The organism is Flavobacterium sp. B114r (assembly GCF_056824125.1).
On the sequence record NZ_CP124858.1, the window covers coordinates 2,858,229 to 2,872,065 of the forward strand.

The 13,837-nt window shown below is 35.0% G+C and carries 6 protein-coding genes; all 6 read right to left on the bottom strand.

Features of this window, described 5'->3' with window-relative positions; genetic code table 11:
- Positions 1–33: 33 nt before the first annotated feature.
- Positions 34–1,893, bottom strand: coding sequence for a glycoside hydrolase family 35 protein (locus QLQ94_RS12285; protein WP_271337099.1), 1,860 nt, complete (start codon positions 1,891–1,893; stop codon positions 34–36).
- A 277-nt stretch (positions 1,894–2,170) separates the two neighbouring features.
- Complete coding sequence (locus tag QLQ94_RS12290; protein WP_271337100.1) at positions 2,171–4,291, bottom strand: M1 family metallopeptidase; 2,121 nt, start codon at positions 4,289–4,291, stop codon at positions 2,171–2,173.
- A 204-nt stretch (positions 4,292–4,495) separates the two neighbouring features.
- Positions 4,496–7,591, bottom strand: a complete 3,096-nt coding sequence (locus QLQ94_RS12295; protein ID WP_482499906.1) for a DUF5107 domain-containing protein — start codon at positions 7,589–7,591, stop codon at positions 4,496–4,498.
- A gap of 469 nt (positions 7,592–8,060) precedes the next feature.
- On the bottom strand, positions 8,061–11,066 hold the full coding sequence (locus QLQ94_RS12300; RefSeq protein ID WP_427402871.1) for a glycoside hydrolase domain-containing protein: 3,006 nt from the start codon (positions 11,064–11,066) through the stop codon (positions 8,061–8,063).
- Between the two features lie 44 nt (positions 11,067–11,110).
- On the bottom strand, positions 11,111–12,100 hold the full coding sequence (locus tag QLQ94_RS12305) for a c-type cytochrome (protein ID WP_427402872.1): 990 nt from the start codon (positions 12,098–12,100) through the stop codon (positions 11,111–11,113).
- Positions 12,101–12,335: 235 nt separating this feature from the next.
- A complete protein-coding gene (locus tag QLQ94_RS12310) occupies positions 12,336–13,748 on the bottom strand; it encodes an aryl-sulfate sulfotransferase (RefSeq protein ID WP_271337104.1) in 1,413 nt (470 codons plus the stop codon).
- Positions 13,749–13,837 lie beyond the last annotated feature (89 nt).

A 13,837-nucleotide genomic window follows, 5' to 3' on the forward strand; every position in this document is an offset into this window, starting at 1 on the left:
GCCATTCGACATCGAATGGCTTTTTGATTTAATTTATAAACCTTTTTCAGGTTTTAGATCTTCCAGGATAGGAGTAAGGATCGACTTTACAATTTTCTGAATGGTTTCATTTTTTTGTTCAAAAATCACAATAGTGTTTTTGCCTTTTTTAAGCCAGCATCCCGGTAAGTATAATGTTTGCTGAGGACCAACACTCCAATATCTGCCAATGTTTATTCCGTTTATAAAAACAATTCCTTTGCCCCAATCCCGCATGTCCAGAAATGTATCTCCGGTTTTAGCAAGATTAAATGAGCCTTGGTATAAAGTGGGACGGTTGGGTTTCGCAGAGTTTTTATAAGACGTTAGATCAGGCGCGTCAGTCATAGGTAATTTATACATCTTCCAGTCTCCGGTAATTGTTTCTCCGTTAATAATTACAGGGCTGATAATTCCTTTATTGTTGTCATTAATTTGTGAACCATAATTAATACGGCCCATATTTTCAACTACAATATCCAGAGTAGCATTAAAGGGAACCTCAATTTCACAATCGTACTTTTTATAGTAACGATTCAATTCAGCCACTTTTTTTCCGTTAACATAAACGATGGCATAATCACGTAATCCTTTTAATTCTAATTTTCCGCTAATAGGCTGTGTGAATTTTTTACTATACCAAACATAACCGTCACCTTGATTTAATTGTTCAAATGTTAGTAGGTTGGCCTCAATTACCGGAGTTATTTTTGATTTTAAATCAGCTAAATCAACGGCACTTGTTAATGTAATATTCGGAATTGTAATTACGGGTATTTTTGCGGGAACATTTGGCGTTTTATCTGTTTTTAAGATTTCTCTTAAAGCATTGTATTTAGGAGTTGCCCATCCGGCCTCACTAATTGGAGCATCATAATCGTAAGAAGTCATGTCAGGCTGAATGTCGTGTTCTTTATCATAGTTTGCACCTGATGTAAAGCCAAAGTTTGTTCCTCCGTGCACCATATAATAATTAAAAGAAACCTGATTGTCTAAATATTTCTTTGTCTGGCGCACTGTTTCTTCTGGAGTTTGTGTTGGGAAAGGTTCTGCCCAATGATCCAGCCAGCCCGGATAAAATTCAGCAACCATATAGGGTCCCTGACCATTATTGAATTTATTGACAACTTCTTTTAGTTTGGTGATATCACTTTCGCCATTGGCAGTTGGTAAAGCACCGGGAAGAGCCCCGCCTTCAAACAACCAACTTCCGTCTGAAGTAAAGAAAGGAACTTCAAAACCAATATCTTTTAACTGCTGAAAAACGGCTGCGCTGTATTTTTTGTGGTCAGCCAACGCAATATCTTTACGTTGCGCAACATAAGAACCAAATTCATTTTCGCCCTGCACCATAATAATAGGTCCGCCTTTGGTAATTTGTAAAGCTGCGACCTGATTATATAGTTCGGTAAAATAGGCTTTTGTAGCGGCTAAATATGCTGCATTGTTGCCGCGAATAACCATGTTGGGCACATTTTGTAAAAACCACGGATAACCGCCAAATTCCCATTCGGCACATACATACGGACCCGGACGAAGAATGACAAATAAACCTTCTTCCTGCGCTGTTTTGATATATTCAGCTAAGTTTTTATTTCCGGTTTTAAAATCCCAAACTCCCGGAGCTATTTCGTGATAATTCCAGAAAACATAGGTTGCAACGGCATTTAACCCCATTGCTTTCATCATTTTTAAGCGATGACGCCAGTAAGGCTGAGGAATTCTTGAATAATGCATTTCACCGGAATGAATTTGAACCGGTTTTCCATCCAGTAAAAAATTTCCATCTTTTATAGCAAAAGTTTGCTTTTGCTGTGCCGATACAGCGAATAAAAGAAAGAAAGTAAAAAGGAAGGCAAGGTAAACTTTTTTCATTTTTTATTATTTTAAGTATTACTTGGGCAATTTGTATAACTAAAGAAGAGAGCGCTCAGAATTGCGCTCTCTTAGTGCTACTAACTAACCAATAAATATTTACTCTGAAAACTCTAATTTTTGCGTTTAGTTTTTTGTGTTTAGGTTGAAAGTTGTAAGGAATTATTCTTTTTTTGAAAGTACCTCTCTAATGAACCAGATAAGAGAGGGCTTCAAAAAACAAACAATATTTAAAAAATACTAATTGCAAGACAACCTTACTTGACTCTAAAGTTGCCTAATATTTTTGGTTGTTAAATTTTTTAATGATTGGATTTACATGATTTTTTGTATCCTCATCTAATGCCGCTAAAGCTTTGTCAGCTTCGTCAGTTGAGAATTTTGATAATCCGCAGATTCCGGCAGCAATTACATTATACGATTGATTTTTGGTACTTTCAATTATTAATGTTTTATATGAATTATCATTTGTCGAAGCTAATTTTATAATTGCAGCTGCTCGTGCAATTGTCTTTTTATCGTTTTTAGCAATGTTCAGCAAGGTTTTTATTGCAGCATCTTTTATTTGATTATCCCCTAAGTCAATTGCTTTAATACTAAGTACTCTCAAATCATCTTGTTGATCTTCTAAACCTGCCAATACTATCAATTGTGCTTCATGGCTTTTATCTTTTGAAGCAAATTTTATAGCTTCAATTCGATTATAATACGATGGGACCTTTTTGTATTGATACCAATAATCGGCTACTTTTTTGTTATCGATAACCTGACCAACCAAAATTTTGTCAGGATCAAGATCTATAAAATCCGGTTGTGACGGAATGTCATAACTGAAATTTTGTTCGCGTTTTTCAATCAAAATATCTTTTCTGATTTTAGTTCCGTTTACATAAAAATCAACTTTAAGAGGAAGTGTAAAGGTCTGAACCGAATTATCCTGAACTTGTTTTACCGCAATTGTAGCTTTTCCGTTGGCATATCCGTATTCAATATTCAGGATTGGATTTCCTCCCTGATAATACCATTGGTTAAAATAAGGACTCCAGTCTTTTCCGGTTATTTCTTCCATTGATAAACGCAATTGATGTGTTTCTCCTGATTTATAAGCGTTAGTGGTCAAATAATGATTAAGTGATTTGAAAAACGCTGCATCGCCCATTTGGTTTTTTGCTGCATATAATATGATAGAACCTTTTGAGTAGCTGATATTATCAAACATATCATCTCTGTTTTTATAATGAAAACGAGCTAAAGGCGGACTTATTCCATCTTTGGATGAACGCAAACAGTTTTGTAGTTTTTCATAACGAGATCGGTCTTCTGCATCTTGTCCTGCATCATGACCATGCCAAAGTACTTCTCCAAAAGTGGCAAACGATTCGTTCATGGTCAAGTTCGACCAGGATTCAGCGGTTACATAATCTCCAAACCATTGGTGAAAAAGTTCATGTGCAACAGTACTTTCCTGATTATCATCCAATAATTCCCTTTCAGTTTTCTGTACATATTCCCCGTGTAAAGTGGCAGAAGTATTTTCCATTGCACCCGAGAAATAATCTCTGCAAACAATTTGTGCGTATTTTGCCCAAGGATATTCTACGTCTAACATTTTGCTATAGAAGTTCATCATATCTGGAGTTTTTCCGAAGATCTGTTTGGCGTAAGGCGCATATTTTGGCTCCAGATAATAATTTACTTCTTTACCATTATAAGAGTCTTTGTAGATTTTGAAATCTCCAACAGCCATCATAAATAAGTACGGAGCGTTGGGTTGTTCCATTTTCCAGATATCCGTTCTGGTTCCGTTTTTATTGTCTTTTTGCGAAGCCAATTTACCGTTAGATAAAGTCGTGTATTTAGATTGGACTGTCATTGCAATCTCAGATGTTGTTTTCTGGTTCGGTTTGTCAATCGTAGGAAACCAGCACGAAGAAGCTTCAGTTTCGCCTTGCGTCCAGATTTGTACCGGTTTATCGCCTTTTCCGTCAGGATTTACAAAATACAATCCTTTTGAATCCGTGATAGATTCACCGCCTTTTGTTTTTAGTTCCTCTGGTTTTGCGGTATAATTAATGAAAAGTGTATACTTTTCTGTGCTTTTGTATTTTCTGTTTAAAGTGATAAAAAGCTGTTCGTTATCATACGTATATTTTAACGGAATAGTTTTTTTTCCATCGATAATAGCAATTTCTTTAAAGTCCATTCCTTTGGCGTCTAAAGTAAGAGAATCGGTTTCGTAAAAGTGAGGTTTTAGCGTCAGCCACTCTTTTCCGTACAAATAGCGTTTGCCATAATCAAAAGAGACTTCTAGTTTGGTGTGAACTAAATCATTCACTTTTAATGCCGTAACTCTATAAATAGATAATGGATCTTTGATTTGGTCTGCACTTTGAGCCATTGTTTTTTGACCTATCAGGCAGATAAGGCTAAAAAAGGAATATTTTATAAATAGCTTGTTCATTTTATTTTTTTGTAAAGTTTATTTTTTCGGTAAGTGTATTTTTTAAACACATAGCTATATGTGATTTATTTTGAGTGAAACATCTTTTTAAAATGCTATAAACTATGTTTCTATGCGTTTAAATAGTATGCTCAACAGCGCTTAAAGTTTTTCGATAATTCGTACTTCACCATCTTTTTCATCCGCAGTTAAAATATCTGATGGTTGTTTCGTGTAAACCAATAAACTCCATTGAACAATTTTATTGTCCGGATATAATTTAGCCTGATTTTGGAGCCATTCTTTTGCTTTTTGTGCTGACGAAGTTTTCTCGATCGCCCAGGCAGAAACCAATTGATTTGCCGGTAAAAAATTCAATACAGTGTTGTCTAGTTTTGGCTCAAAAGAAACAATTTTTTGTAATGATTCCGTTGCCTTGTTATTATTACCAAGACTTGTATAACAGAGATAATCCATCCAGTTTTCCATTCTTTCGTCGATATCCTGCTCATATGGTTTTCCTACCCCTAAGTTTTGAGGCCACAACTTCGCATCAGCAATAAATTGCAAAGCTTTTTTGTATTGCTTGTTTTTCATTTCTGCCAAAGCCTGCATTAATTTCGCTTCATGATGTAATTGTCTTCCTGCTGTGGCTCCTTCAAATGGGAGAATTTCCAGTTTGGTAAGGAAAGCATCTGCAGCAGCATATTTTTTATTCAATAACAATGTTTTAGCATACAACATTCCCAGTAAATAATTCTCTTTATGTTTTTTGTAAAATGGTTCCGTAACAGCCAATGCTTTATCATATTGTTTTTGGATAATATAATGTTCTGCCAATAATTTATAATACCTCCAACCTTGATTGTCTAGTTTAATGGCTTGCTGAAGACTGGAAATTACCAATTGAGAATCATCTTTGAACAAGGAAGCTTTCGCAGCATAAAATGCAGGATCGTTTGGCTGATTAGCGCATTGTAAAAACAAATCTTTCGCCTTTACAATATTATTACGATTCCATTCGATCAATCCCAGATGGTATTTTAATTGCCATTGCTTATTTTTTGTAATTAAGTCTTCAAGAATAACAGCCGTTTCTCCTCGGAAAGGAAAACTAATTCCGGGTTGAATTTTGCTCAAATCAACTGCTTTATTTTCCAGAAATGCTTTCCAATATATGATTTCAGGATTTGGAGCTGCAAGAGAAAAAACTTTTAAAGCTTCCTCTTTACGTCCTAATTGCTCGTACCAAATTCCTAATTCAAGATAGGTTTGTTCCGGCATTTCATTTTTTATTAAAGAAGCGAAATGTTCTTTTGATGCATCTGATTTGTCCCAAAGAAACTTTTCAAAACCAACAAAATGATTTAGAGGATCAACAGTATTAATCTTATTTAGAGTTTCGGTTGCTTTTGATGTGTTATTTTGCAGGCGATAGATTACGGCTAATAATTGCAAACTTTCTAAATTATATTGATTGCTCAACAGACTTTTCTCCGCATATTCAAGAGCTTTTGTCTGATCATTTTCACTAAAATAAATTTTACTTAAAGCCGTAAAAGCCGGACTGCGAAATTCAACACTTGAGGCAGCAATATCAAAACCATCTTTTGCATCGATGCTGTTTCCTAAATGTAAATTTGCAAGACCATAATAATAATTGGCGGCAGGATCGTAAGTATTTATTGCCAAAGCTTTGCTTGCCGAAACAACTGCTTCTTTATATTGCAATTTGCGAATTTGTAAAGAGGCAAGATCTGACAGAGCAGGAGCATAGTTTGAATCTTTTTTAAGACATTCGTTTAACTTTTCTTCTGCTTTTATATAGTCTTTAAAGGCAATATAATTTTTTCCCTGAAGGTATAATCCATAAACCGAATTGTTGTCAAAATCTTTAGGGATTTCTACCGGACGATTCAGGTTTCCATCTTCGGGAGCTGAATTCCAAACCAGTTTATTTTCGCCAAGTGTTAATCTTAATTTATTCTCGTCAACCGTAACCTGAATCGAATCTTTGAATAATTGCAGGGTATTAACCGAAATATCTTTAGAATAAATTTTCTTTCCGTCATCAAAAATTTCCAGTTTTTCATTTAGTTTCTGAAGTGGAGAAAAATAAATTTTCAACCAGCCATTTTCATTTTTTACGTTTACGGCACCATAATTATTGGCTTTTACAAAACCCTTAGTTTGTTTTACCGGAAACCAATATTCAGTCCAGGAATCCGTTTGATAAGGGGCGAAAGAGCGTTGTTTGAATGGGGTGTAAATGCTGTTTTCGCTCGCCTGATTGAACAATCTTCCGCTTTGTACTTCTACATATTGACCATCAGTATCAGTTAATAATTTTTCCCAAATCATGCCTTGTTGTGACAATCCCCAGATCCATATTTTTTTACCGGGTTTGTCATCGTGATTGCCATATCGTCCCATCCCAAAATCTTCGTCGTGATAATATCCGCCAAAGAAATCATCATACTTAGCAAATACGTGATAGGATTTGTAACCGCCAAAATCATTGTTTTTATAAAATGACAAATCTTTGCCATTTTCTTTATCAATTGGCCAAGGCTTATGCTCGCCGTTATGACCAATATAACTTTGACCTGGATAAATAAATTGTAAATCGTTTGAAGCTTTAATTCCTGTGTTCATCCAGGTATAATAAGGCTGTTCTGCTTCTGTTGAGTTGAACCAAAATGAATTTGTAGTAAAATAAGCTTTGTCTTTTGGTAAATTGATGTCTAGTTTCCACGAAGTTCGGGTCAATAAATCTAACACTCCAATCACGCAACTTACACTTCCGTCTTCTCTGGTGATGGTGGTATAATCTACCGGAGTAGCGCAATTAGGCGTGTGTCCAATAATACCATAATTGCCTTCAACACCACCGCTTGTCCACGGACCTCGCATTGCGATATCCCTAAATTTGATGACATGATTGTTGTAGACAAAATCTTTTCCGGTAGACTTTTCTATCGCCGACCAGACTTTTCCACCAATTTCAGGAAGAATCGTTAATTTGATATAATCGTTTTCTAATTCGATTACTTTCCATTCCTTCTGAACCGGTTTATCTGTAAAACCATCAAAACGGAAATACGGATAGGTTTTGGTATCTGGTTTAGGAATTGGATCCGGATCTGAAAATGGATAGGTGGTGAATACTTTTTTGTATTCCTTTATGGTTGGTTTATTTTGTGCGTTGACAAACAGGCTTCCAAAGAGCAAAATGGATATAAATGGTTTTAGTTTCATATGGAGCTATTTTTGGTTTTTTAGATAGTATGAAGTCCCAGCGGGACGTTATATTTATAGAAATAAAAATTTATTTCAGTTAAACCCCCATCGGGGGTGACATATTTTTGGCAATTATAATAAAAGCCTATATATCGCTGCGCTGGAGCTTTTGACTCAACCGTATAAATTTGGCTATAAATATTACGCTCCGCCGGAGCTAATAAAAAAAATAATTTGTGCTAATTAGCGGAATTTGTGTTATTAAATTCCACTAATGATTTATTATTAATATGAATCAAGATTTGAAATGTGCCTTTAGGTACTAAATTTTGGTAGAAAAAATGAATTGAGATAAATTTAGCGTGCCGTAGGTACGAAATGATTATCGTTTTGTCGCGTACCTACGACACGCCTACGTATTCGAATCGAATTTTTTCTACCAACATTTAGTGCCTAACGGCACAAAAAATATACATTCAATTCTTCATTACTTAACAATCAATAACCACCCTTTTCCTTTTGTTACCGGTATTTCGTCCGTTGCAGTAAATGTTTGAGCAGGTTGGAACTTTGTAATTTCAGGAGCTATGATTGTTGCTTTTGCAGGATTGATACCTAGTTTTTTCCAATCGATATTCAGTTTTACTTTTACATCAGTATCTGCCCAGCTTGCAATAGAAATTAAAGCCGTTCCGTTCTTTCTGTAAACTGTTGCTAATACTTTATCATTAGAAGTTTTTACAGGACAATTTTCACTCCAATAACCAATCATTTCAGAACCTTTGATTCCAAAAGTGTCCCATAATTTCCAGATGGCTCTTGGATCTGCGTTACCGCTCCATGGTAATCTGTTTGTCATTCCGTAAACCATTCCTCTCCAGGGATTTCCTCCGTCTTGCAGCATTTCGCCCATTAACCCAAACGGGATTCCGCTTACTTCCGTTAAGAAAAAGTCAGGTTGGCCTTTTTCATAATCAAAATATTCTCCAAACCATAGTTTATTTACATAAGGAAAGTGTTCCATATATAAATTGGCACTATTATTAAATCCGTCACTTTTGTTGTACTGATTTGCACTGTGTAAATCGATAATTCCCGGATGTCCGTCTTTTGTTAATACTCTTTTTACACGTTTCATTGTGATCCTGTCAAAAGCAACATCATCAAGATAAATACCGTCAATACCAACGTTTTGAGTCAGCCAGTTCATTCCTTCAACATAATAATTGTGCCAACGGTTCATACCGCTATTTACGATTGCTGCATCTTTTATTTCGGGAACAAACCAGGCTGCGATATAATCATCGCCAACATGTTCCTGTAACCATGAGAATCCGCCGCCTTTTCCAGGAGAATAAATTTCATGACCTAAACTTCTTAAAGCAAAAGTTTCATAAGCTTTATTAGAAACTTCTCTAACGGTATTGTAAATCTTAACTTTTAATCCTTTTTCATGTGCTTCATCGATATAACTTTTCATCTTTTTAAATTCAATAAAAGGATAATTAATATAAGGATTAATCGCGTTTGCATGGTGTATATTGATTACGGTTGCACCAGTTTGAGCAATAGAATCGATTGGGCTGTATTTGTGATAGAATTTAGTATCCCATTGAAAATCTGTGTTTATAGTATGGAATGGTGTAATTAGCAATGTAAAGTTGTAATACAAAATATCTCCTTTTTTCATGCTTCGGGCTCCACTATACGCATTTACCAAAACTGATTTTTGGTTGGGTGTAATCGTGATTCCGCCTTTGTTATCGTTACCCCAGGAAGTTGGTAATAATAAAGGTTTTTGCAAATAGAAATTGGTGTTTAACGGACGGCTGTATTTTTCGTCTCTTAAAGAAAATTGCAATCCTGAGTTTACATTTCCAATCCATGCACCATCTTGATTCTTGTGTGCTACATCCCATTTCCAGTCAAAAGCTGCAGGACGATCGCCTCCTTTTTGACCTAGTCCCATCATGTATTTTGCAGAGGAAGGCTGAAATGGCATTTGAAAATTAATATCATTAAAAGCTGCATCTTCAAGAGCTGTAATTTTTACTGTATAATGTAAAAAACCATCAAATTCAATTGAAGCATTTACATCCATTTGAAGTGATTGAGAGGTAGAAGTACTTTCCCACGAAACAGTTCCTGCTTCTTTTTTAGTGAATTTGATTCCTGTATTTTTCCATTTTAAAGTTTCTTTTCCTGCAGCATCTATAAAATGAAATACTATTGGCGCACTCAAAATATCATTTGCTTTTGTACTTGTAGTAGTCATTTCAGGAGTAAAGAAAGTTTGAATCTGGGTTGGAAAACCATTCGTTCCTAAAATCAATTTTCTGCCTAATAAAGATATTTCGCTATCTTTTACGATTAATGGGGTATAAGGTGCAATTACTGTATTTTCCTGGGCTAAAGTTGAGTTTAACCATTTAAGGCGTGTCATTTTTTCCGGAGAATCGATTCCTCCGTTTTTAGTAACCTCATTTTTTACAGTTATCTTAAGTGTAATTGCGGTAGATTTTCCATCAGCGGTAACGGTCGCTTTTCCTGTATAATTTCCTGCAGCAGCAGTTTGGGGAACATCGATTCCGCACCACAATGCCTGTACTTTTCCTTTTGAAACGGCAACGTTTGCAGCAAAAAGATTTCCATCATATTTTACTCCATCTGTATTAATACAATTGATATTTTTTGATGAAATGGTTTCTCCGTTACTACTTTTTAAATCCGAAAAAGTAACTTTTACATCTTTTAAATCCTGCAAAGCATAAACACCTAATTGAAATGCCAGATATTCGCCTTTTAATGCCGTATCTGAAAAAGTGCTTTGAACTCCTTTTTGAATCCATCTTTGTGGTAAATCATTTTTCATTCGGATAGAAAACAATCTGTCTTCCGGAAAAACAAGAAATGTGTTGCTGCTGTTTTTAGCAATAAGATCTTTAGTTTCAGCCGCAGTTGCAATTACTTCCATAGGATAAAAACTATTGAAAGCATTTATACTCTGAATTTCTGTAACGGTACAATTATCAGCTGCATTTGATTTTATTTTAGACAACCATTGTGCATCTGCTTTATTTTCTGGTTTGGCATAAACTCCTTTAGGATAATTAGCATCACCTTCGTCAATATAGGGCATATAATACACGTAATAAGTTCCTTTTCCTGAAACAGGTTCAAAGAAAATCGTTCCGTTTTCTCGATTGATATTCTCTGTTTTTGTATTAAGGATTTCTTTACCTGTAGCATCCTGAACAATAATTTTTTTGAGTTCCGGATTTTCATCCCTTCTGCGCCATTCGATTGTAGTTTTGGCAACATTTCCTGTACCGGAAAATGCGACTACAACACGATGATTTCCTAACATATTAGGATTCCAGCTGTCATTGCCATCCGTGTATTTGATTTGTGCAGCCAATGGAATACTGACAATGCAAAGGCACATAATCAAAAGTCTACTTAAAATTGGCGTGTTTTTTAGATTTGCTTTCATTTTATATAATGTTCAAGTTAAGTGTATGCTTATTTTTAAAAAATTTAGTAAACGGCTTTCCATCCATTTTTTTTCCAATAGGCGATAATAGGTTTGTATGGACCGTATTTATGTTGCTCTTCAGAAAAATTATCATTAAAAGGGCTGTGTGCATAATCAATTGGTTTACCCATTTTATTAGGATAGTCAAATGTTTTGGGATTTGGCCTTGAGTGTATCGCATCATCATTTACATAAGCAGCAATATCAAGTGCTTCAATATCTGTAAGGTATGGTTTTCCTGGTGTTACTTTATCATAAGGCATATTGCTTTTCAGCCACTGTGCCTGTTTGATTACTCTGTGCATGCTCGAACCCGGCTGGTATCCATATTCGCCCCAAAGCGGAGGATAAGTATAGCCTGATTTGTCAGCATTATATTGTCCTTCGCCATTATTTCCGTGGCAGCGGGCACAATTTTCAACAAACAAAGCTTTTCCTCTTTCGGGACTTGCGGCTACATCAGGAAATTCTATTTCTAAGTTTTTAGCCCCTTTAAAATCACCATCTTTTGGAACAAATTTGCTGATCCATTTAAAATAAGATAAAAAAGCGACCATTTCTTTTCCGTCAAGCGGAAGTGGTTTTCCGGAGTGCGGACGCATAATGCAATTGTTAACGCGTTCTGCAAGTGTGAGAACCTTATTTTCACGTCCGCGATATTGCGGATAATTATCGTGAGACGACATTAAATTGAAAGCATAGGGTTTTGTACCCGCATCCTGATGACAATTGGTACAATTCATTTTATTGCCTAAATATTTTCCTTTTATGCCATTTGGACCAATATAATAAGCTGTTTTTAGCATCAATTCTTTTCCGTAACGTACTGATTCTCCAAATTCGTCATTCGAAATTTTCGATGTATCAATAGTGATATACGAATCATCATCGGCAGTTTTTGCCGCCAATGTTTGTGAATTTGAAGTATGGCAGGAATTGAAAACAACAATTGGCAATGCTGAAAATAGACCAATAAGAATTATTTTTTTCATGTTTACTATTTTTAATCTATGTTGTATCCTAAGAGGTTTTCAAAACCTGTTAGGTATTTTTTTATATTGTTATACCCACAATTTTTTGAAACGTAAAAGGTATTTATGCAAATCAAAAGTAAAATGTGCCTTTAGGTACGCAATACCTATCATTTTGTTGTGTACCTGCGGCACGCTTAAAATTATTCAATTCATATTTTCTACCAACACTTAGTGCCTAACGGCACATATTTATCTAATTGAAAAGAAATGGTTTCATCTTTTCTTCCGGAATAAACTCTACGCGATATGGCGGAATTTCAGATTCTAAGGCCCAGATTAAAACACCTTGTTTATTAGTCAAAACAGTAATATGTCGTTTTGAACAACAAACTAAAATGGTTTCTTTGTCAATCATATAAGCACTTCCCATTCTGTCATTGTAAATATCTTTTGGTAGTTTTATCTGGAAATCGAGCTTTACTGATTTTTCTTTTTCATCTACTTTTAAGGCAAAGACAGAGGATTGTTTTTTATCGACGCCATTATCAAAAAACAGCAAACTTCCTTCGGGATCTATGTGTGCGGCATGTGCCTGAGAAAAATTACTATCGTCAGACATTTTCATATTTCCTCCTTTACCTAATTTCCAAAGAACTTTTCCGGTTTTAGAATCGACTTTCCAAATTTGACCGTTGTTATAAAAAGAGATCAGAAAATTTCCGTCTTTATCATAATTCAGGCTGTTCGCATGCGTCCAGTCCTTTTTTGTTTTTAGTAAATTTTTATCTTTCATTGGATCTAAATCATCAAAAACGCTCCATTTCCAGAGTTGTTTTCCTTTTTTATCCAAAATTAAAATTCCGTCGCCGTTGATCGTATCGTTCTTTTTTCCTCCAATAGAACTTAAATCCATTATCTTTTGATCTACGGTTATCGTAACAATTTCGTTAGCTGATTTTTTTATGATTTCATGATGAATCACTTGTTTAAAATCACCTTGTCCTTTTTTAATATGGGTTAACGTATCACCTTGCAAATTGATTTCAAGAATCTCGCTTCCGTAACTTGTTGGTTCATCATTTTTTCCTAAAATGGCAATAATGCTTTGCTCTTTTGTAAAATGAGTAACTTTAAATCCTGTTCCTTCGACAGTATGGTACCATCTTAAATTTCCTTTATAATCTACAATGTAAGCAACTCCCGGAGTTTCTCTTTTCGCCAAAAGCATAAAGCCTTTTTTGAAATTCTCAGGTAATAATTTGGGTTTAGGGCAATTTGCCTTGAATTGTTTTTGCAACCATTCTGGTAATTTTCGAGACTTAAAAGTGTATACTTTACTTGTATTTTTCTCTTGGTTCTCGATAGTAATCAATTGATAACTATAATTTGTTTCCGGTCTAATATTACAAAGTACCAAAGAGTGGAAGAGACCTGTTTTTGAAACCGGACTTGTTATCTTATTTTTTATTCCTTCTTGATCAGACCAATATTCTGCAAATACCTGAACATTGTCATTCGTAGTAACATCAATCTGAATCTTCAATTCGTTGTTGCTATGAGTTCCAATCGTAATATTTTTGATAAGATTGCCCTGATTCTTAGAACAGCTTACAAATGCAAGCAGTACCAAAATAAAACTCCACTTTATTATAAATTTTTTGATCATCTGAAAGGCATCTTTATGAAAAAGAAAAGTACTTTTTTTTATAAATAATCAAGAATAGACAGCTTTAAAAGTCTGCCTATTCCTGATTG